General features: G+C 71.9%; 20 protein-coding genes. 11 read left to right on the top strand and 9 right to left on the bottom strand.

Annotated features, from left to right (window positions below):
- Positions 1–105 precede the first annotated feature (105 nt).
- Positions 106–774 carry a biliverdin-producing heme oxygenase gene (locus tag ACFYX0_RS15380; protein WP_355916891.1) on the top strand — a complete coding sequence of 223 codons (669 nt, stop codon included), beginning with the start codon at positions 106–108 and terminating at the stop codon, positions 772–774.
- 7 nt (positions 775–781) lie between these two features.
- Here the strand turns inward: ACFYX0_RS15380 and ACFYX0_RS15375 are convergent, their stop codons facing one another.
- A complete protein-coding gene (locus tag ACFYX0_RS15375; protein ID WP_388970481.1) occupies positions 782–1,423 on the bottom strand; it encodes a PhzF family phenazine biosynthesis protein in 642 nt (213 codons plus the stop codon).
- Between the two features lie 266 nt (positions 1,424–1,689).
- Between ACFYX0_RS15375 and efeO the strand changes: the two genes are divergently transcribed.
- From efeO to ACFYX0_RS15355, 4 genes are all read left to right on the top strand, one after another.
- Positions 1,690–2,826: an iron uptake system protein EfeO gene (gene efeO, locus ACFYX0_RS15370; RefSeq protein WP_388970479.1), complete on the top strand. Its 1,137-nt coding sequence runs from the start codon at positions 1,690–1,692 to the stop codon at positions 2,824–2,826.
- Positions 2,827–2,835: 9 nt separating this feature from the next.
- Positions 2,836–4,101, top strand: coding sequence for an iron uptake transporter deferrochelatase/peroxidase subunit (gene efeB, locus ACFYX0_RS15365; RefSeq protein ID WP_388970477.1), 1,266 nt, complete (start codon positions 2,836–2,838; stop codon positions 4,099–4,101).
- Between the two features lie 3 nt (positions 4,102–4,104).
- On the top strand, positions 4,105–4,962 hold the full coding sequence (efeU, locus tag ACFYX0_RS15360) for an iron uptake transporter permease EfeU (protein WP_388970475.1): 858 nt from the start codon (positions 4,105–4,107) through the stop codon (positions 4,960–4,962).
- A gap of 263 nt (positions 4,963–5,225) precedes the next feature.
- On the top strand, positions 5,226–6,140 hold the full coding sequence (locus ACFYX0_RS15355) for a hypothetical protein (protein ID WP_355907760.1): 915 nt from the start codon (positions 5,226–5,228) through the stop codon (positions 6,138–6,140).
- A gap of 4 nt (positions 6,141–6,144) precedes the next feature.
- Here the strand turns inward: ACFYX0_RS15355 and ACFYX0_RS15350 are convergent, their stop codons facing one another.
- From ACFYX0_RS15350 to ACFYX0_RS15325, 6 genes are all read right to left on the bottom strand, one after another.
- The gene (locus ACFYX0_RS15350) at positions 6,145–6,882 is read right to left on the bottom strand and encodes a bifunctional DNA primase/polymerase (protein ID WP_388970473.1); all 738 of its coding nucleotides are present in this window, start codon (positions 6,880–6,882) and stop codon (positions 6,145–6,147) included.
- A 320-nt stretch (positions 6,883–7,202) separates the two neighbouring features.
- A complete protein-coding gene (locus ACFYX0_RS15345; RefSeq protein WP_388970471.1) occupies positions 7,203–8,195 on the bottom strand; it encodes a small ribosomal subunit Rsm22 family protein in 993 nt (330 codons plus the stop codon).
- A gap of 12 nt (positions 8,196–8,207) precedes the next feature.
- Positions 8,208–9,395 (bottom strand): serine hydrolase domain-containing protein, encoded by a 1,188-nt coding sequence (locus tag ACFYX0_RS15340; RefSeq protein WP_388970469.1) that lies wholly within the window; start codon positions 9,393–9,395, stop codon positions 8,208–8,210.
- Positions 9,335–10,672, bottom strand: coding sequence for a multidrug effflux MFS transporter (locus ACFYX0_RS15335; RefSeq protein ID WP_388970467.1), 1,338 nt, complete (start codon positions 10,670–10,672; stop codon positions 9,335–9,337). Before ACFYX0_RS15335 ends, ACFYX0_RS15340 begins: the two co-directional genes overlap by 61 nt.
- A gap of 339 nt (positions 10,673–11,011) precedes the next feature.
- Complete coding sequence (locus ACFYX0_RS15330) at positions 11,012–12,232, bottom strand: D-alanyl-D-alanine carboxypeptidase family protein (RefSeq protein WP_388970465.1); 1,221 nt, start codon at positions 12,230–12,232, stop codon at positions 11,012–11,014.
- Between the two features lie 103 nt (positions 12,233–12,335).
- Positions 12,336–13,925 (bottom strand): CocE/NonD family hydrolase, encoded by a 1,590-nt coding sequence (locus ACFYX0_RS15325; RefSeq protein ID WP_388970565.1) that lies wholly within the window; start codon positions 13,923–13,925, stop codon positions 12,336–12,338.
- A gap of 180 nt (positions 13,926–14,105) precedes the next feature.
- Here ACFYX0_RS15325 and ACFYX0_RS15320 point away from each other — a divergent pair, with 180 nt between their 5' ends.
- Complete coding sequence (locus ACFYX0_RS15320) at positions 14,106–14,837, top strand: TetR/AcrR family transcriptional regulator C-terminal domain-containing protein (protein ID WP_388970463.1); 732 nt, start codon at positions 14,106–14,108, stop codon at positions 14,835–14,837.
- Here ACFYX0_RS15320 and ACFYX0_RS15315 read toward each other — a convergent pair.
- The gene (locus ACFYX0_RS15315; protein WP_388970461.1) at positions 14,831–15,853 is read right to left on the bottom strand and encodes an aldo/keto reductase; all 1,023 of its coding nucleotides are present in this window, start codon (positions 15,851–15,853) and stop codon (positions 14,831–14,833) included. The genes ACFYX0_RS15320 and ACFYX0_RS15315 overlap by 7 nt on opposite strands.
- A gap of 205 nt (positions 15,854–16,058) precedes the next feature.
- Between ACFYX0_RS15315 and ACFYX0_RS15310 the strand changes: the two genes are divergently transcribed.
- Positions 16,059–16,604 (top strand): DoxX family protein, encoded by a 546-nt coding sequence (locus ACFYX0_RS15310; RefSeq protein ID WP_388970460.1) that lies wholly within the window; start codon positions 16,059–16,061, stop codon positions 16,602–16,604.
- 41 nt (positions 16,605–16,645) lie between these two features.
- On the opposite strand, the gene ACFYX0_RS15305 is transcribed toward ACFYX0_RS15310, so the two are convergent.
- Positions 16,646–17,011 carry a MazG-like family protein gene (locus tag ACFYX0_RS15305; protein WP_388970458.1) on the bottom strand — a complete coding sequence of 122 codons (366 nt, stop codon included), beginning with the start codon at positions 17,009–17,011 and terminating at the stop codon, positions 16,646–16,648.
- Between the two features lie 413 nt (positions 17,012–17,424).
- Here ACFYX0_RS15305 and ACFYX0_RS15300 point away from each other — a divergent pair, with 413 nt between their 5' ends.
- The 4 genes from ACFYX0_RS15300 to ACFYX0_RS15285 are packed head-to-tail and all read left to right on the top strand — an operon-like array spanning position 17,425 to position 19,958.
- The gene (locus ACFYX0_RS15300; protein ID WP_311690526.1) at positions 17,425–18,627 is read left to right on the top strand and encodes an ATP-binding protein; all 1,203 of its coding nucleotides are present in this window, start codon (positions 17,425–17,427) and stop codon (positions 18,625–18,627) included.
- Complete coding sequence (locus tag ACFYX0_RS15295; RefSeq protein WP_311690524.1) at positions 18,624–19,025, top strand: roadblock/LC7 domain-containing protein; 402 nt, start codon at positions 18,624–18,626, stop codon at positions 19,023–19,025. Before ACFYX0_RS15300 ends, ACFYX0_RS15295 begins: the two co-directional genes overlap by 4 nt.
- Positions 19,022–19,396 carry a DUF742 domain-containing protein gene (locus ACFYX0_RS15290; protein WP_355907729.1) on the top strand — a complete coding sequence of 125 codons (375 nt, stop codon included), beginning with the start codon at positions 19,022–19,024 and terminating at the stop codon, positions 19,394–19,396. Before ACFYX0_RS15295 ends, ACFYX0_RS15290 begins: the two co-directional genes overlap by 4 nt.
- A complete protein-coding gene (locus ACFYX0_RS15285; RefSeq protein ID WP_355907726.1) occupies positions 19,371–19,958 on the top strand; it encodes an ATP/GTP-binding protein in 588 nt (195 codons plus the stop codon). The genes ACFYX0_RS15290 and ACFYX0_RS15285 overlap by 26 nt, the downstream gene beginning before the upstream one ends.
- Positions 19,959–19,963 lie beyond the last annotated feature (5 nt).

The following is a 19,963-nucleotide window of genomic DNA, read 5'->3' as shown; positions in this document are numbered from 1 at the left end:
CAGGAAGCCCGCTCCCTCCACGGAGCGGGCTCCGTCATGTGGAGAGGCCCCGGGATCCTGGGTACGGTCTTACCGACAGCCTGTCGGTAAGACCGAGGAGACCCCATGATCGCGCCGGACCCGTCCCGCACGGAGTTCTCGACGCTCCTGCGCACCGCGTCGCACGACCACCACCGGGAGGCGAACAGCTCGGCCTTCATCACCGGACTGCTCGGCGGCAGCTTCGAGGTCGAGGCGTACGCGCGGTACACCGAGCAGCTGTGGTTCGTCTACGAGGCCCTGGAGGCCGGGGCCCAGCGGCTGGCGGGCGACCCGGTGGCGGGCCCCTTCGTACGGCCGGAGCTGTTCCGGCTGGCTGAGCTGGAGCGGGACCTCGCGCATCTGCGCGGCCCCGGCTGGCGGGCGGGTCTCGCTCCCCTGCCCGCGACCCGGACGTACGCGGCCCGGGTCCGGGAGTGCGCCGAGAAGTGGCCCGGCGGCTATGTGGCCCACCACTACACCCGCTATCTCGGCGACCTGGCCGGCGGCCAGATCATCCGCGACACGGCGGAGCGGACCTGGGGATTCACCCGGAAGGGCGATGGGGTGCGGTTCTATGTGTTCGAGGGGATCCCCAACCCGGTGGCGTTCAGGAAGACGTACCGGGCGCTGCTGGACGGGATCCGGGCGGACGACATGGAGAAGCAGCGGGTCGTCGCCGAGTGCCGGCGGGCGTACACGCTCAACACGGCGGTCCTCCAGGCCCTGGGCGAGGAGTTCCCGCTGAGCGCCTGAAGCGGCGTCAGCGCTCCAGGAACACCCGTCCGCCGATCTCCACCCACCCCTCGGGCTGCGGTGCCGTCAGGATCTGCGAGCCCGCCCCCTGGGTGATGTTCAGCGCACGGCCCAGTCGCGCGGTCAGCAGCAGCGCGGCCGCGCCCGTCGCCTCGTCCTCGTCGATGCCGTCGTCGCGGCCGGGGAAGCCGCGCGCCCGGATCCGGCCCGCCGCCTCGTCCTCCCACGCCCAGGCGTAGATCCACTCCCCCGCCGGAGGCACCTCCAGCCCGTCCACCTCGGCGGCCGTCGCGTACTGCCTCAGCGTGCGCGGCGGCGCCCACTCCGGGAGGGCCTCGATCCAGCTGAACTCGCCGTCCTGGCGCGCCCCCACCACCCCGGCCGGGGTCACGATCTCGGGCACGTCGAGCAGCCAGGCCGTGCCGACGCAGGGGTGCCCGGCGAACGGCAGCCGCAGCGTGGGGGTGTAGATGTCGATGACACCGCGCTCGGGGTCGTCGACGAACACGGTCTCGCTGAAGCCGAGCTTGGCGGCCAGCGCCTGGCGGTCGCTCCGCTCGGGAACCGTCGAGCCGTCGCGGACGACACCGAGTTCGTTGCCGTAGCCGCCGGGTCCGCAGAAGACGCGGAGCACGTCGTAGTCAGTCACGCGGGCATTCAAACATCACATCGGCGGACGGGAGCGCCGCCGCGGGTGCCTGGACCCTCCAACCCCCACTTGACCCTCCCTTGACCATCTCTTGGTGTCTGTTTTGAGGCGGCGCGATCAAGCCGTATCTGTGATCTTTCCATGGGGACCGAATCACGACCCGGAGGGTATGAGTGAGGTAAGGCTCAGGTAACTTAGGCAAGCCTCACCACACCACGCGGGCTCCCTCCGTGTGGTGTGTCCGTCGTTCGCCCCTTGGAGCATGCATGCGAGCCGCCCGACTCTCCGTCGTCACCGCCGTCGCCACCGCGGCCGCCCTGACCGCCGTCACGGCCTGCACCGCCAAGAGCGACGCCAAGGACGGCGACGCGATCCACGTGACGGCCGCCGACTCCAAGTGCGACACCTCGGTCGCCTCCGTACCGGCCGGCCAGGTCACGCTGAAGATCGAGAACAAGGGGTCGAAGGCCACCGAGGTCGAGATCCTCTTCCCGGACGACCGGATCGTCTCCGAGAAGGAGAACATCGGCCCGGGCACCAAGTACACGCTGACCGCCGAGGTCAAGGCCGGTTCGTACGAGATCGCCTGCCGTCCGGGCATGAAGGGCCACGGCGTACGGCAGAAGCTGACCGTCACCGGCGGCTCGGCCGCCCAGCGCAACCCGAAGCTGGACAAGGCCGTCGCCGACTACCGCGAGTACGCCCAGGAGCAGGCCGACGCGACCGTGCCGCTCGCCGAGACCTTCGCGAAGGCCATCAAGGCCGGCGACCTCGAGGCCGCCAAGAAGGCCTACGCGCCCTCGCGCATCGGCTGGGAGCGCACCGAGCCGGTCACGGAGTCCTTCGGTGACATCGACCCCAAGACCGACACCCGCGCCGACGGCCTGGAGCAGGGCCAGAAGTGGACCGGCTGGCACCGGCTGGAGAAGGCCCTCTGGCAGGACAAGAAGATCGGCGCCGAGGAGAAGACCCTCGCCGACCAGCTGGTGGCCGACCTGAAGGACTGGCAGACGCGGGTCGGCAAGGCCGCGATCACCCCGACCTCCATGGCCAACGGCGCCAAGGAGCTGCTGGACGAGGTCGCCACCGGCAAGGTCACCGGTGAGGAGGACCGCTACTCGCACACGGACCTGGTCGACTTCAAGGCCAATGTCGAGGGCGCCCAGCAGGCGTACGAACTGCTGAAGCCGGTCGCGTCGAAGAACGACTCCGCGCTCACCACCGAGCTCGACAAGCAGTTCACCGCGCTGAACACGCTGCTCTACAAGTACCGCACCGACAGGAACGGCCACGACTTCGTCTCCTACGACAAGGTCACCAAGGGCCAGCGCAAGGAGCTGTCGGACGCGGTCAACGCCCTCGCGGAGCCGCTGTCCAAGCTCGCCGCCGCGGTCGTGAAGTAGGAGACGGCCATGACCGAGACCCAGGGCACTTCCTCCTCCCCCTCCCGCCGCGCGCTGATCGGCTGGGGCGGCGCCGGGCTCGCGCTCGGTGCCGCCGCGGCCGGCGGTGCGGTGGCGGCGGTCAAGGCGGGCGACGACGTGGACCCGGTGACCGCCCAGACGGGCGCCGCGGTGCAGTTCCACGGCGCCCACCAGGCCGGCATCGCGACCCCCGTACAGGACCGGCTGCACTTCGCCGCGTTCGACGTGAAGACCGACGACCGCGCCGAGTTCGTCCAGCTGCTGAAGGACTGGACGGAGGCGGCGCGGCGGATGACCGCGGGCCGGACGGTCGGTGAGGGCGCCTACGGCGGACTCGCCGAGGCCCCGCCGGACGACACCGGTGAGGCGCTGGGTCTCAAGCCGTCGCGGCTGACGCTGACGATCGGCTTCGGTCCGTCGTTCTTCGAGAGGTTCGGGCTGCGGGACAAGCGGCCGGAGGCGCTGGTCGACCTGCCCCCGTTCCCGGGCGACAACCTCGACCGGTCCCGCACCGGCGGCGATCTGTGCGTCCAGGCCTGCGCGGACGACCCGCAGGTCGCCGTGCACGCGATCCGCAACCTGGCCCGCATCGGCTTCGGCAAGGTCGCCATCCGCTGGTCCCAGCTCGGCTTCGGCAAGACCTCGTCGACCACCCCGGACGCCCAGACCCCCCGCAACCTCATGGGGTTCAAGGACGGCACCCGCAACGTCGCGGGCACGGAGACGGACCGGCTGAAGAGGTTCGTGTGGGTCCAGGACGGCGACGGCGACCGGAACGCGGCCTGGATGACCGGCGGTTCGTATCTCGTCGCCCGGCGCATCCGTATGAACATCGAGACCTGGGACCGCACCTCGTTGCAGGAGCAGGAGGACGTCTTCGGCCGCGACAAGGGCGAGGGCGCCCCCGTCGGCAAGGCGAAGGAGCACGACCCGCCGTTCCTGAAGGCGATGAAGCCCGACGCGCATGTGCGGCTCGCCCACCCCGAGTCCAACAACGGGATCACGATCCTGCGCCGCGGCTACTCCTTCACCGACGGCACGGACGGACTGGGCCGCCTGGACGCGGGCCTGTTCTTCCTCGCCTACCAGCGCGACCCCCGCAAGGGGTTCGTCCCGCTCCAGCGCAAGCTGTCGGCGTCCGACGCGCTCAACGAGTACATCCAGCACGTGGGTTCGGCCGTCTTCGCGGTCCCGCCGGGCGTCCGCGACAAGCACGACTGGTGGGGCCGGACCCTGCTGACCGAGGAGGCGTAGCCCGTGTTCTCCAACTATCTGATCGGCCTGCGGGAAGGGCTGGAGGCCAGCCTCGTCGTCTGCATCCTGATCGCCTATCTGGTCAAGACCGGCCGCAGGGACGCCCTGAAGCCGATCTGGATCGGCATCGCCATCGCCGTCGCCATCGCGCTGGGCTTCGGCTGTGTCCTCGAATTCGGCTCCCAGGAGCTGACGTTCCAGGCGCAGGAGGCGCTCGGCGGCTCGCTGTCGATCGTCGCGGTCGGCCTGGTGACCTGGATGGTCTTCTGGATGCGGCGCACCGCCCGGCATCTGAAGGCGGAGCTGCACGGCAAGCTCGACGCGGCCCTCGCCATGGGCACGGGCGCGCTGGTCGCCACCGCGTTCCTGGCCGTCGGCCGGGAGGGCCTGGAGACCGCGCTGTTCGTGTGGGCGTCGGTGCACGCGGCCAGCGACGGCACCCCGCGTCCGCTCATCGGCGTCGCCCTGGGCCTGGCCACGGCGGTCCTGCTGGGCTGGCTGTTCTACCGCGGCGCCCTGAAGATCAATCTCGCCAAGTTCTTCACCTGGACCGGCGGCATGCTGGTCGTGGTCGCCGCGGGCGTGCTCGCCTACGGCTTCCACGATCTGCAGGAGGCCGACTGGCTCCCGGGGCTGACGCACCTCGCCTTCGACATCAGCGGCGTCATCCCGCCGGACAGCTGGTACGGCACGCTGCTGAAGGGCGTGTTCAACTTCCAGCCCGACCCCACCGTGCTCCAACTCACGGTGTGGGCCCTGTATCTGGTCCCCACCCTCGCGGTCTTCCTCTCCCCGGCCGGGTTCGTGCTGGGCAGGAGCAGGCAGCAGGCCACGCCTCCGCCGGTGCGGGACAAGGTCTGACGGGGCGCCGGGCGCCGTCGGCGGTGTCACGGTGCGGACGCGGTAGGGGAACCGGCCGCCCACCGTTCGCCCCGTCCCGGTAGGGTTCGCCTCCGGGAAGGGGAAGGTGAAGGCCAGTCATGAGCAGGGATCGCGGGGTCGGCGGGGATCGCAGCCCTCGGACGCTTCGTAGTCGCAGCCTACGGACGCCTGGCGGCGGGCCTCGGACGCCTCGCCGTCGCGGCCGGTTCGCCCTGGCCACAGCGGTGGCCGCCGTCGTCTCCATGACGGCGAGCGGCTGCGTCGTCGTCCACGGCGAACGCGAGGTCGTGCCGTCGGCGACCAGACCCGAGGCGGCCCGCGCGCTCAAGGACTTCCTCGCCGCCTACAACAAGGCGGACAAGACCAACGACCGCTCCGCGGACGCGAGTCGTGTCACCGGCGCCCTCGCCGACATCGACGGCGGCAAGCTGGAGGCGGGGCACAAGACCAACCCGGACGGCAATCCCGGCCATGTCCCGCTGCAGCTGACCGACGCCACGTTCACCATCCCGAAGAAGGCGGGCTGGCCCCGCTGGTTCGTCGCCGACACCCACGCCAACAAGGGCAGCGCGAGCGCCCATTGGCTGCTGGTCTTCACCCGCACCGACCCGGACAAGGTGTGGGCGGTGTCGTATCTGACCATCCTCGCGCCGGACGACGTGCCGACGTTCGCGAAGGACAAGGACGGCTGGGCCGAGTCCGTCGCCGCGAACGACCCGTCGCTCGCCGTACGGCCCAGCGCACTCGGGGCGGCGTACGCGTCGTATCTGAAGAGCGGCGGGAACGTGTTCGCGCCCGGCCCGCACACCTCGCAGTTCCGGGCGAGTCGACTGGCGAGTGCGAAGCGGCCCGGGGTGGCCCGGCAGTATCTCGACCAGCCGCTGACGGACGGCGGTGCCTACGCCCCGCTGGGGCTGCGCACCACCGACGGTGGCGCGCTGGTGTTCTTCGCCACGCGCCGCTACGAGAAGCAGACGGCCGCACAGGGCGTGAACATCACCATCACCGACCCGGGCGTCAAGGCCCTGCTGACCGGGGAGATCAAGCAGTCCCTCACACGGGAGTTCGTCTCCAACCAGGCGGTGCTGGACCCCGAGCAGGGTCAGGTGAAGTTCCTCAGCCGGGTGGAGGGGCTGACGGGCGCGAAGGGCGAGTGAGGGCTCAGCCCCCGTGCGGCCAGCCCGCGAGCTGGTCCTCGGCGGCGTCCCCGACATGGCGGGCGCAGGCGTCCGTCAGATGCTCCAGCAGGCTCAGCGGATCCGGCAGCGCGTGCTCCGGCCCCCGTACCCACTCGACCGACAGCTCACCGGGCAGCCGGGCGGGCGGCAGCAGGACGTACGAACCCCGGCAGTGCCAGCGCAGGCCCGGATGCTCGTCCATCGTCTCGGGCCGGCAGTCCAGGACGCACGGCCACCACTCGTCCTCGTCCTCGGGGGTGCCGCGGGTCAGGGTGAAGAACAGCATGCGGCCGTCACCGGTCGCGGCGACGGGACCCACCTCCACGCCGGCGGCGAGCAGCCCTTCGAGGGCCTCCTCGCCGGCCTCCCGCGGGACGTCCAGCACGTCGTGCACCATCCCGGTCGCGGTGATGAAGTTCGCCTCGGGCTGGTGCTGGACCCAGCGCTCGACCTGTGCCCGGTCCGTCGTGGACTGGGTCTGCCAGGCGAAGGAGACGGGGTGCCGGGCGGGCGTGGGACAGCCGATGCGGTCGCAGGAGCAGCGGTAGCCGACGGGGTGTGCGGCGGGCGCGATCGGCAGTCCCGCGGCGGCGGCAGCCAGCAGCATCGCCTCACGGCCACCGTCGCCGGCGTCCTCCTCGAAACGGGCGGGACGGCGTCCGCGCAGCCACTGGGAGATTCTGCCCTGCCGGCCCGGGCGGCGGCCGAACTCTGCGCTCATCTATCCCCTCGCCTCACTGCCGTGGTCGGGACGTATGCCCCATGTTCGCACCATCCTGCGCCCCGGGTGACCGGAGTCCCCATCCGGGGTAGGCAGGGCGATGCCAACCGCGGGCCGGTATCAGGGGGCATTACGGGATTTATCGGCATGCGTACGACCGCAGGGAGACCGGCACGAGTGTCCGACCGCACTCGCGTACGGGCGGGGGTTCCGTGGTCTGCGAGGCGCCCGGTGCGGGTGGGAACCGGGGGGCGGCCTGCTCGACCGAGGCCGCGTGTGTCAGGAGGCCACGCGCGTCGGAGGCCGCGTGTGTCAGGACCTCAGTCCTCCGGCGGCGGGGGCCAGGGGTCGCCCCAGTCGGTGTCACGGGCCGCCCGGTAGAGCGGTCCGTGGCGTTTGGTCACCGTGTCGCGGTGCAGGGACTCGTCCGGGCCGCACAGGTCGAGCAGCACCTGGCCCTTGCGGATCTGCGGCCGGCGGACGACCCGGGAGGCGGCCGGGTGCACCGGGAAACGGGCCGCGGCGACATAGCTGAACTTCTCGTCCTCGTACGCCAGCGAGCCGCCCTTGACCTGCCGGTGCAGCGAGGAACGGCTGACCCGGGCCGAGAAGTGGCACCAGTCCTCGCCGGGCACGATGGGGCAGGCCGCGCTGTGCGAGCAGGGGGCGGCGACCTGGAAGCCGGCGCCGATCAGCCGGTCGCGGGCCTCGATGACCCGGGCGTAGCCCTCCGGGGTGCCGGGTTCGACGACCACGACGGCCTGCGCGGCGCTCGCGGCGGTGTCGACGACCGCCGCACGGTCGGCCTCGGTCAGCTCGCCGAGGACGTAGGAGACGGTGACGAGATCAGTGCTCTCAAGTGCGAGCGCCGATCCGATACGAGAGCGGTGCCACTCGGCGGCCTTCAGCGCCGGGTTCGCGGCGGCGATCTCCCGGCCCAGCGCGAGCGCGGGCTCGGCCCAGTCGAGCACGGTGACCGGGCGCTGTCCGTCCCAGGTGGCGCTGACGGCCCAGGTCGCCGCGCCGGTGCCACCGCCGATGTCGACATGGCTCCCCGGCGTCCAGCCGGGCACGGCGTCGGCGAACTCCGCCAGCGCCGCGGACACCGCCTCGAACGTCGCGGGCATCCGGTACGCGGCATACGCGACCACGTCCGAACGGTCCCGCAGCACGGGCGCGTCGGTCGGGGTGGGCCCCCGGTAGTTGACGATCAGCCGCTCCACGGCCTGCGCGGCCTGCTTGGGCGGCAGCCCGTCGAGCAGTCCGGCGAGGGCGGCGCGCAGGGTGTCGGCTGGGGAGACGGGGGCGTTCACCCGCCGATTCTCTCAGGTGCCCCGGACCGCCCGCGCCAGCCGATCCCCCATCGCCACCCGCACCCGGTGGTCCGGGTCCCGGCGGCGGGGATGGACCGTGTTCGCGAGCAGGACGAGGAAGGTGTCCGTCGCCGGGTCCAGGACCAGGGACGTGCCCGTGAAGCCCGTGTGGCCCGCCGCGCCCCGGCCCGCCAGGGCACCCATGAACCACGGCTGGTCGACCGCGAAGCCCAGGCCCGGCGGGGTCAGCATCAGGTCGACGAGGTCGGGGCCCAGGATGCGCGCGGTCCCGTAGGACCCGCCGGACAGCAGGGTGCGGCAGAAGACGGCCAGGTCCCGTGCCGTCGAGAAGAGGCCCGCGTGCCCGGCCACCCCGCCGAGCGCCCAGGCGTTCTCGTCGTGGACCACCCCGCGCAGCATGCCCCGGTCCGCCTTGGCCCACGGTCGCCGCTGGTCCTCCGTCGCCGCCGCGTCCGGGCTCGGTCCGAAACCGGTCGACGCCATGCCGAGCGGGCGGGTAATGCCGTCGTGGACGAGCACGTCGAGCGGGTGCCCGGTGACGCGTTCCAGGACGTACTGCAGGAGCAGCAGGTTCAGGTCCGAGTAGCGATAGGTGCCGGGCACGCCGACCGGGGCCTCCGCGCGCAGCAGATCGAGCCGGGCCGCGTCCGACGGACAGTCGTACAGCGGGAGTTCGGGCCGCAGTCCGGAGGTGTGGGTGAGCAACTGCCGCACGGTGATGCCGTGTTCCGCCGCCGCGCGGAAGTCCGGCAGATACGCCGCCACCCGCGCGTCGATGCCGAGCGTGCCGCGCTCCAGCTGCTGCATCGCGGCCACCGCCGTGAACAGCTTGGTGAGCGAGGCCAGGTCGAAGGGGGTGTGCACGGTCATCGGCACCCGTGTCCCGGGCGGCAGTTCGACACCCCGGTCCGTCTCCGCGTCGTAGGCGGCGTACCGGACCGCCCAGCCCGCCGCCTCCTCCAGGGCGATCACCGGGCCGCGCCCGGCGAGCACCACGGCACCCGCCGCCCAGGGGCGCTCCCCGCCGACGGCGGCATGGAGGTCCCGTACGGCCAGACGCAGTTCCTGCGGATCGAGCCCGGCCTTCTGCGGTGTGTCGATGCGCAGTCTCGGTGCGCTCAGCTGTCCTCCCCGAGGCTCTCCACGCCCGCGCGGGTGCGGGTGTGCCAGGGACGGCACAGTGCCACGAAGCAGGCCAGGGCCACCAGTGCGGCCGCCAGTTGGACGACGGCCATCGGGACGGCGGTGTGCTCGCCGGCGATCCCGACGAGCGGCGAGGCGCCCGCCGCGATGACGAAGGAGGTGGCGCCGAGCAGCGCGGAGGCGGAGCCGGCGTGCTGCCGGGTGCGCATGAGGGCCAGCGCCTGGGTGTTCGGGAGGGTGAAGCCCATCGCCGACATGAGGACGAAGAGCGCGGCCGCGACCGGCGCGAGTCCGACGGGGCCGAGGGCGCCCGTCGTCAGCAGCAGCAGCGCGGCCGCGGCGAGGGTGACGACGGTGAGGCCCGCCGCCAGCACCTTGCCGAGGGCGACCCGGCCGACCAGGACCTTGCCGTTGATCTGCCCGGCGGCCATGAGGCCGACGGAGTTGAGGCCGAACAGCAGGCTGAAGGTCTGCGGGGAGGCGCCGTAGATCTCCTGGATCACGAACGGGGAGGCGCTCACATAGGCGAAGAGCGCGGCGAAGGCGCAGCCGCCCGCGAGGGTGTAGCCGGTGAAGGCCCGGTCGGTGAGCAGGCCCCGCAGGGAGCCGAGGGCCGCGCCCGCTCCCCCGCCGTGCCTGCGGTCCCGCGGCAGCGTCTCGGGCAGCCTCGTCCAGACGAGCGCGGTGAGCGCGATCCCGACGGCCGTGAGGACGACGAAGACGCCCCGCCAGTCCGTGAAGCGCAGGATCTGGCCGCCGATCAGCGGCGCGACGATCGGCGCGACCCCGGAGATCAGCATGAGGGTGGAGAAGAACCGGGCCATGGCCACGCCGTCGTACAGATCACGGACGACGGCGCGCGCGATCACGATTCCGGCCGCGCCCGCGAGCCCCTGCACCAGCCGGAAGACGACGAGCGCCGCGATCGAGGGGGCGACCGCGCACAGCGCGGTGGCGACGACATACACGGCCAGCCCCACGAGCAGGGGGCGCCGCCGCCCCCACTTGTCGCTCATCGGGCCGACCACCAGCTGGCCGACCGCCATGCCCGCGAGGCACCCGGTGAGGGTGAGCTGCACCGTCGCGGCGGGCGCGTGCAGGGACGTGGTGACCTCCGGCAGCGACGGGAGGTACATGTCCATGGCGAGCGGGGGTGTGGCGGTGAGTCCGCCGAGGAGGCAGGTGACCAGGAGTCCGGTGCGGCGAGGCGCGGTGGTGGTCGGCGGCGGTGGGGCGGGGGCGGTCACCTCCGCCCCGGGTATGTGGTCTTCCGGCTCGTTCTGGTGACGCGTGGGGCGGCCACCCTCGGGCATGAACCCCTCCCTCTCCTCGCGGTCCGCCCCCATGGTCTCAGCCCTCCGGGGCCCGCGTGAACCTGCACAAGCGGAATGTGAATCTCCGCGCCGTACGGGCATGTGGCGGGCTTATGCTCAACACTCCTCCACCAGAACTTCACACTTGGAGTGGCGAGGTTCCGGAGACCACACCAGGGGGGAGGAGGCAGCCGTTCCGCGGACCGGCAGGGGGTGGACCCCGCCTGGGACCGCGGGGTGCGCACGGATCGCGGAACGGCTGCCCACTTGCCGCTCGTCCCCACCGACCGCCGCTCGACCGGCCGGCTCGTCAACGCCGACCAGGACTCGCCAGGCTCGTCAACGCCGGTGGCGGCCCTCCTCCGTCGCCTCCCGCCGCCTGCGGCCCCCCGCCGCCGTCGCCCGCCGCCTGCGCCCCCGCAGCGCGTACGCCCCGCCGGCCAGCAGCGCCACCACGCCCGAGGCCCCGCCGGCCAGGCCCCACGAGGAACGGTCGCGCGCGGTGGCGGACCCGGCCGCCCCGGCGGGCGCCGCCCCCTTCGGCCCGGGCGTCGCCTTCGCCCCGCCCTCGCTGAGCGGTTCCACCAGCGCGCCCACGGACCGGGCGGTCCCGCCGTGCCCGAAGCCCCAGTCGAGCAGGGCGGCGGTCTCCTCGTAGACACCGTTGCCGCCCGGCTCGGGGTGCATCACGGTCACGAGGAGGGTGCGGCCCCCACGGGTGGCGGCTCCCGTGAAGGTGTTGCCCGCGTTGCTGGTGTAGCCGTTCTTGACGCCGATGAGCCCCTTGTAGGCGCCGAGACCCCACGCACCGGTGAGCAGGCGGTCGGTGTTCTGGATCTGGAAGGTCTTCTTGCCGCCCGCCGGGAAGTCGGCGGTCCTCGTGGCGCAGTAGCCGCGGAAGTCGGCGTTCTTCAGGCCGTGGCGGGCGAACAGCGTGAGGTCGTACGCGGAGGACAGCTGTCCCTTGTGGTCGAAGCCGTCGGGGCTGACCACATGGGTGTCGAGGGCCTGCAGATCCTCGGCCCTGGCCTGCATCTCGGCGACGGTCTTCGCGATCCCGCCGTTCATATGGCTGAGCACGTGCACGGCGTCGTTGCCGGAGCGCAGGAAGACACCGAGCCACAACTGCTCGACGGTGTAGGTGATTCCGGGCTTGATGCCGACCAGGCTGGACCCGGCCGGGACGTCCGTGACCTCGGCGTCGGCCACCTTGTGGGTGAGACGGTGGTCGAACTTCCCCAGCACGGTGTCCGCGAACAGCATCTTCAGCGTGGAGGCGGGCGCGAGCCGCCGGTGCGCGTAGTACGACGCCAGCACCTCACCGCTGTCATGGTCGGCGACGAGCCAGGAGCGGGCGGTGAGTTTCTTCGGCAGGGCGGCCGCGGGCCCCTGCACCTGGACGCCGGGGCCGCCGAGACGTGTGCCGCCGATGATCGCCGGGCGTCCGGGGCTCGCGGAGGCGGGCGCGGCGACAGTCAGCGGCGCGGCGGCGGCGAGCCCGAGAACGGCACGCCGGGACACCCCCGCGGCAGGAGGGGAGGGCGAAGAGGAATCACGCACCCCGGGACCGTACAAGGCAGCCCTCAACAGCAGACAGCAGGTCCCCAAAGGGGCGGCAAAGCCAGGGTCATGACGGAGTCACTCGCGCCCGCCTCCTGCCCGCTCAGCCTTCCGGAAGCGTCAACACCGAGTCCGCGTGGAGCGTGATCCGCACCGGTACGAAGGTGGTGGCGTCCACCGGCGACTCCCCGGTGCCGGTACCGCGGACGAAGCGCGGATGGGCGCCCCCGCTGAGCTGCCAGCGGATGCGGTGCCCGACGGCGAAGCGATGGGCGGTGGCACTCATCGGCACGGTGACCCGCGAGGGCGTCCCGGCGGTCGTCCGAACCCGGCCCAGCCCGTCACAGACGTTGACGGAGCGGCCCTCTTGGTCCACGTCGCACAGGCGGGCGAAGACGTGGGCGTGGCCGGTGTCCGTGGAGATGCTCAGCCGCGCGGTGACCGGGCCCAGGATGTCCACGGGCTCGGTCAGCGGCGGGCCGGTGAACGTCACGACGTCGGTCCGGGATTCCAGGGTGCGGTTGTCCCGAGGACCGGCGGTACGGGAGAGCAGCGGGCCGCCGAGGGACGGGGTGGGGTCGTCCGGGTCGTAGCGAAACGTCGTCAGCGGCGCGGAGTCCGTGGGGGCCTGCCGGGTGAGATGGCCGTCCGGGGTGGGGTACCAGGAGGTGGTGGCCGGGGCCGACGGCCAGTCGTCGAGGTCGCACCAGGCGTCCTCGCCGCCCATGTGCACACGCACCGTGCTGGGGCGCAGGCCGGAGGGGTCGCCGCACAGATGCGCGCGCAGCCACGCGAGGCTCTCGGCGAACACCTCGGGCCATCCCCGCTGGAGGGCCGAGGTGTGGGTCCAGGGGCCGACGAGCAGGGAGGTCTCGCAGCCGGCCCGGCGCAGCCGGTCGTACTGCTCGAAGGTCTGGTCGGCCAGCGCGTCGTACCACCCGGTGATCAGGCTCGTGGGCACGCGGAGCCGCTCCGCCGCCTCCGCCGACGCGCCGCGCCAGTACGCTTCCCGGGCGTCCGGGTGTGTCATCACCTCGTCCAGCCAGGGCACCTCGCCCCCGAGGGCGGACACGTACGCCCCGCGCAGGGGCCGCGCGGTGGTGACGTCACGCAGGCGACGCTGCAGTCGCAGTGTCGCCCTCAGGAACGGGGCGATGCCCCGGTGCTGGTAGGTCATGCCCAGGCCGTCGAGGAGGGCGTTCTCCAGGCGCAGCACACCGTCCGTGTAGAACAGGGCGTACGGATCGTGCAGGCCCACCTGCACCACCATGGCCTTCAGTTCCGGCGGCGGGTCCAGGGCGAGGGCCCATTGCACATAGCCCAGGTAACTGGGGCCGACGGTCCCCAGCGTTCCGTCGAACCAGGGCTGTTCGCGCAGCCAGGACACCGTGGCCCGGCCGTCCGCCGCCTCGTTGCGCCACAGGTCGAAGGCACCCCCCGAACCGCCGGTGCCGCGGCAGCTCTGCAGGACCACATGAAAGCCCTGTTCGGCGAAGAGCAGGCCGTACATGGGGGACCACGGCAGGCCGCGGCCGTAGGGCGAGCGGACCAGCAGGGTGGGGAAGTCGCCCTCCGCGCGCGGGAAGTAGTGGTCGGTGAGCAACGGGCTGCCGTCGGCGGCGGGCACCACCAGCCCCGGCTCCCAGCCGGCCTCGTACCGTTTCGCCGGGAGTCCTCGCCAGCTCGCTCTCATCAGCCGTGCGGACAGTGGCGGCTTTCCGGCCGGTGGCGCCCAGGACGGTCCGGCCGCGGTGCCGGGCATGCGTGATGGCATCGTTCCCCTCCTCGATTCCGTACGATGTACGAGAATAGAGGATGCTTGGATGGCCTTGGCAAGGGCCGCCACGACGACCGGGGAAAGGAGCGCGAGACCGTGCCCCAGGACGGAGGACCCGGCACCGCGGGCGTCGACCCCGAACAGCTCTGGCTACCCCCGGCCGAACCCCGCAAGGGCCGCAGGCCCTCCTTCAGCCGTGCGGCGATCACGGCGGCGGCCGTCGCCCTGGCTGACGCGGAGGGACTCGACGCGGTCACCATGCGGCGGGTCGCCGCCCAGGTCGGGGCGGGCGTCATGTCGCTCTACAGCTACGCCCCCGACAAGGAGACCCTGCTGGAGCTGATGGTCGACCACGTCAGCGGGGAACTGCCGACCACCGACCCCCTCACCGGCGACTGGCGGGCCGACCTCAAGGCCATGGCCCACCTCCAGCGCGCCCTGATGCTGCGGCACCGCTGGCTCCCGGCCGTCCTGATGTCCACGCGCCGCACCCTCGGCCCCAACGCCCTGGCCTTCCTGGAACGCGTCCTCGCCGCCCTGCGGCCCTCCGGGCTGGACGGTGCGGCGAGGCTGGAGGTCTTCGCCCAGCTCACCGGCTTCGTGGCCGGGCACGTCGGCTACGAGATCGCCCAGGCGGCGGCCGTACGATCCCCCGACCGGGGCGCGGCCGAGGCCCGCTACCTCGCCACGGTCGCCGCGGACGGCCGCCACCCGGAACTCGCCGAGGTCCTCTCGGCCCCCGGGCGCCCCCTCACCCCCGAGGCCACCTTCACCCGGTTCCTCAACCGCCTGGTCGACGGCCTCGACACCGACGGCCAGAGCTACTGATCCGTGCCCTCCGGGTCCGTTCCCCTGCCGAGGATCCGGTCGGCCTCGCCAAGTTGCCCGGGGGTGAGCGGTCCCTTCGCGAGCGCGCCCGCGTTCTCCTCCGCCTGGGCCACCGAACGGAAGCCGGGGATCGGGACGGTGCGCGGGCTGCGGGCCCAGATCCAGGCCAGGGCGCCCTGGGCGGGCGTACGGCCGCCGCTGGTGAGGACGTCCCTGAGGGCTTCGACCCGCCGCAGCCACTCGGCGTCGGCACCCTCGCCCTGCCGGAAGCCCGGCAGCCACGCGGGCGGGGTGTTGCGGATGTCGCCGGATCCGAGGGCGCGTCCCGCGCTGTGCCTACCGGACAGCAGTCCCATGGCGAGGGGGCTGCGGTTGATGCTCGCTAGGTCGAACTCCTCGCACACGGCGAGCAGCTCCGGCGCGTCCTGAAGGACGTTGAGACGGTGCTGTACGGCCGCGCAGTGCGGGCCCTCGGCGAAGACGGCGGCCCGCGCGGGGTCGTCGGTGCTCCAGGCGTAGGCCCGTACGAGCCCCGCGCTGACGAACTCCTCGCAGGTGTCGCGGAGTTCGGCGGCGCGCTCGGGGTCGGCTTCGGACAGGTGCAGCTGGTAGAGGTCGATGTAGTCGGTGCCGAGGCGGCGGAGGGAGGCGTCCAGCGCGCGCCGGGCATACGCCGGGGAGTCGTCGCTGCCGAGGTGCAGCCGGCGTTCCTCGTCGGTGACCGTGCCCCACTTGGTGGCGATGACCACGTCTGCCCGCCGCTTGCCGAGGGCGCGGGCGAGAACGCGCTCGCTGTGTCCGGCCCCGTAGGCGTCGGCCGTGTCGAAGAAGGTGACACCGAGGTCGAGGGCCCGCCTGACGGCCCGTACGGACTCCTCGTCGTCGACCTTGCCCCAGCCGAGGGGCTGCCCGTCCGGGGTGCTCCACTCCCCGCCGATGGCCCAGCAGCCGAAGCCGAGGGCACTCACGTCGATCCCGCTGCGTCCCAACGTCCTGTTGTGCGCCATGGTCTCCATGCCCGACGACGCTAGGAGTTGGAGTGCGCTTCAGGGCAAGGGCCGAGACCGGATGATCAAGGGCTGTCCGTCCCCATGGGGCGTGTCGATGGATCCCGCCTCGCCGCCTCGCCACCCGAACGGCGCCGTGGACAGGCCGGACGGACGGGCCCGGTGGGACGGTGGGAAGGCGGAACCTTTCCTGCCGTCCGGCCCTGGAGTGATCGTGAACTGTGTCGACCGACGTGACGTGGGGCTACTGCTGCTCCGGCTGGGCACCGGCGGGGTGCTCGCCGCGCACGGCACGCAGAAGCTGTTCGGCTGGTTCGGCGGCGGCGGTATCGAGGGGACCGGGCAGTTCATGGAGTCGGTGGGCTACTGCCCGGGCAAGGCGAGCGCGCTGGCGTCCGGGCTCACGGAGACGGGCGGGGGGGTGCTGCTGGCGCTCGGTCTCGCGACACCGGCGGCGGGCGCGGCGGCGGCCGGCGGGATGGCGGGCGCGGCGGCGGTGCACCTACCGAACGGGTTCTTCGCCCAGGGCGGCGGCTACGAGTACGCGGCGACCCTCGGCCTCACGGCCGCGGGACTGGCGATCTCGGGACCCGGCCGGCTCTCCGTGGACGCACTGTTCGGACAGGCCGTGAACCGCGAGTGGATGGTCCCGGCGGCGTTCGCGGTGACGGGGGCGGTGACGGCCCTGGTGATCGGAGCCCGGAACAAGCGGCTGCGGAGGACGTCGGAAGGGCAGCAGGAGGCCCTGTTCGAGGAGTAGTGGCGGGCGGGACGGGCCGACGGCTCGCCCCGCCGCCTCTCCTACGAACCGCCGGACGCGTCGGTGGCCGCGTCCGGACCGCCCAGCGAGCGTGCCGTCACCCGTTCCAGATGCGCCGTGAACACCCCGCGCGCGTCCGGGGTCATCGTACGCAGTGCCACCAGGGCCGTGATCACCACGTCGCACAGCTCCGCCTGGACGTCCTCCCAGCTGTGCGTGGTGCCCTTGCGGGGGTTCTGCCCCGTCGCGCCGATCACCGCCTCGGCGACCTCGCCGACCTCCTCCGACAGTTTCAGCACCCGCAGCAGCAGCCCGTCGGCGCCACCGTGCGCGCGGTTGGCGTCCAGCCAGGCGTGCAACCGGCCGATCGAGTCCCAGAGATCCGCGGATGTGCCGTGCTCGTTCATACCCGCAGCGTGTCATGCGGCCCGCCTCAGCGGTCAGGCACGGCGGCCGAGGCGTACCCCCGAAGCCCCCCGTCCGATTTCGTATACGAGCCGTCGCCCGTCGAGGCACCGAAGGATCGTTTCAGCGGCCTCGCCCCCGCAGCCGGGGGATGAACGGGCGTGAAAGCTTCGTGTCCATGTGGCCAAGTAAGCGTTCCTGGGCGGACGTTGGCACTTACCTGACTGATAAGATCGTCGGACTTTCAGCAGGCTGGTATCGCGTCAAGTACGCGCAAACGGGGGACAGTCTCGCAGGCCCCATCGCGAAGGAGTAGCCGTTGGTCCGCCGATAAGGCCCGCGGCCCGCGATTCGGGGGCCGCGGTCGTGTGGCCGGCAGTTACTCACTTCCGCGAGGCGACTTGAAGAGAGTCTCATGACGTCACTGATCAAGGATCCGATCCTGTGGATCCTGCTGGTAGTACTGATCGCTGCGGTCATCGCAGTGAATCGAGCCCGGAGAACCAACATGGCGCTCCGGAAACAGAACACCGACCTGCGCACCGTCCGGGACGGACTCCACATGGAGACCCAGCGGCTGCACGGCGAGTACGCGGCGCTGCGGGCCGACCAGGAGCGAGCCCTGGCCGAGGTGCGCGGCGACGCGGAAACGGAGACCAAGGACGTCCTCAAGGCCTGGATGCGCAGCCTCCAGGTGCTGGCCGACCAGCAGCAGCGCTCCATCAGCGACCTGGCCCGACTGAAGTACGGCGACGATCCGCTGATCCTCGCCGACCTGATGACGATCGACCACACCAACAGCCAGTTCGGCCGGCGCGCCCAGGGCATCGCCGCGCTGTGCGGCGGCTGGCTGGGGCGCCGCGAGACCGCCGCGTCGGTGTACGACGTCGCCCGCAGCGCCACGGGCCGGATCAAGCACTTCGACCGGGTGAAGATCCACAGCCGGGTCAACGTCCATGTCGCCGCCACGGCGGTGGAACCCGTGGCCGTCGTGCTCGCCGAGCTGCTGGACAACGCCACCAACTACAGTGCGCCGGGTACCCCCGTCGAGATCAACATCCAGGCCGTCCCGACCGGTATCTGCCTGATCGTCGACGACGCCGGTCTCGGGATCAGCCAGGAGGAGAAGGACCGTGCGGCCGCTCTGCTGAGCCCGGCGGCACCCATCTCGATCACCAGCCTCGGCAACCCGCCCCGGGTCGGTTTCGCTGTCGCCGGAGTGCTCTCCGACCGGTACGGCTTCAAGGTGTCCGTCGATTCTGTGTCGCCGTACGGCGGTGTACGCGCGGTCATCCTTCTGCCGGAGAGCCTCTTGACCAACGAAGCGCCCGAACCCGCGGCCGAGACCGGCCTGTCCGTCGAGACCGAGGCCCCGGCGGCCGCAGCGCGCGTGGCCCGGATCCCCGCCCCGGTGCCGATCATCGGGACGACGGCGGGCGGGCTGCCCAAGCGCCGACGGGCGGTCGCGGTGGTTCCGCAGCCTGCCGTCACCGAGCCGGCCCCGGAGCCGGTGTCGGAGCACAACAGCGAGGTGACCGCGTCGCGCATCGGTGCCTTCGCACGCGGAACGCTCCGCGGACGGGACACCACCACCACGGAAGGAACTCAAGAACAGTGAAGCCGGATCTGTCGTGGGTGCTCGACGACGTGCTGACGGTGAGCGGCGCCCGCCATGCGATTCTCGTCTCGGCCGACGGCCTGCTGCTGGAACGCTCCAGCGGCATCTCCCGGGACGACGCCGAGAAGAACGCCGCCGCGATGAGCTCGATGCAGTCCCTGAGCCGCGCGGTCGCCCCCTTCGTGGCAAGTGGCAAGGGGATCTGGAAGCAGACCCTCATGGAGTACGACGGCGGCTGGATCTTCCTGATCGCTGCGGGCAGCGGGTCCTACATGGCGGTCTCCGCCGCCCTGGACGTCGACATGGAACTCATGTCGATCCGGATGCAGCAGCAGGTGAAGGCACTGGGTGTCGCTCTGAGTACACCGGAGCGCCAGAGCGCTGGTGCCGAGGCATGACCATGCCCGGCGAGGAAGCTCCGGTCTCCAGCGAACTCGTCCGCTCCTACGTCATCACCGGCGGCCGGCGGCTGCCCTCCGCTGACGACCTGTCGCTGCACACCCTGGTCACCCTGGCTCCCGACCGCGAACTGCCCCTGGGAGCCAGCCCGGAGGTGCGCGCGATCTGGGAGCTGTGCGGCGGAGGCTATCTGGCCGTGGCCGAGGTGGCCGCACATCTGGGCCTGCCGGTGGGTGTCGCCCGTCTGCTGCTGAGCGACTTAGCCGAGCAGGGACACCTCTTGCGCCGCGCCGCGCCTCCCCCTGCCCAGGCCGTCGACAGAGACCTGATCGAAAAGGTGCTGTATGGACTCCAATCCCGTTTCGCCTGAGACCCGTTACGTCTCGGGTGCGGTGACCACCACGGCGAAGATTCTCGTGGTGGGGCACTTCGCCGTGGGCAAGACAACGTTCATCGGCTCGCTGTCCGAGATCGCCCCCCTGCGCACCGAGGAGAAGATGACGCAGGCGTCCATGCACGTGGACGATCTGCGCGGTGCGCCGGACAAGATGACGACCACCGTGGCCCTGGACTTCGGCCGTCTCACCCTCAGCGACGAGGTGGTGCTGTATCTCTTCGGCACGCCTGGTCAGCAGCGGTTCATGCAGCTGTGGGAGGACATGGCCCGGGGTGCGATGGGAGCGCTGATCCTGGTGGATCCCGTCCGGCTCGCCGACTCGTTCCCGGTGATCGAGCTGGTCGAGAAGTACGGCCTCGAGTACTCCATCGCGGTGAACAGCTTCACGCCGGACGAGTACGAGGAGGACGAGATCCGTGAGGCGCTCGATCTCCTGCCGCACACGCCCGTCTCGTACTGCGACGCCCGCAAGCGGGAGTCCTCGGCCCAGGCGCTGATCACCCTCGTCCAGCATCTCCTCGTCCGGTCGGCCTGAACCGA

The sequence above is a fragment of the Streptomyces sp. NPDC002573 genome, assembly GCF_042889625.1.
In the GTDB taxonomy this organism is placed as follows: domain Bacteria; phylum Actinomycetota; class Actinomycetes; order Streptomycetales; family Streptomycetaceae; genus Streptomyces; species Streptomyces gibsoniae.
The sequence above is the reverse complement of the archived record's forward strand: the minus strand, read 5'-3'. Positions and strand labels throughout refer to the sequence as shown.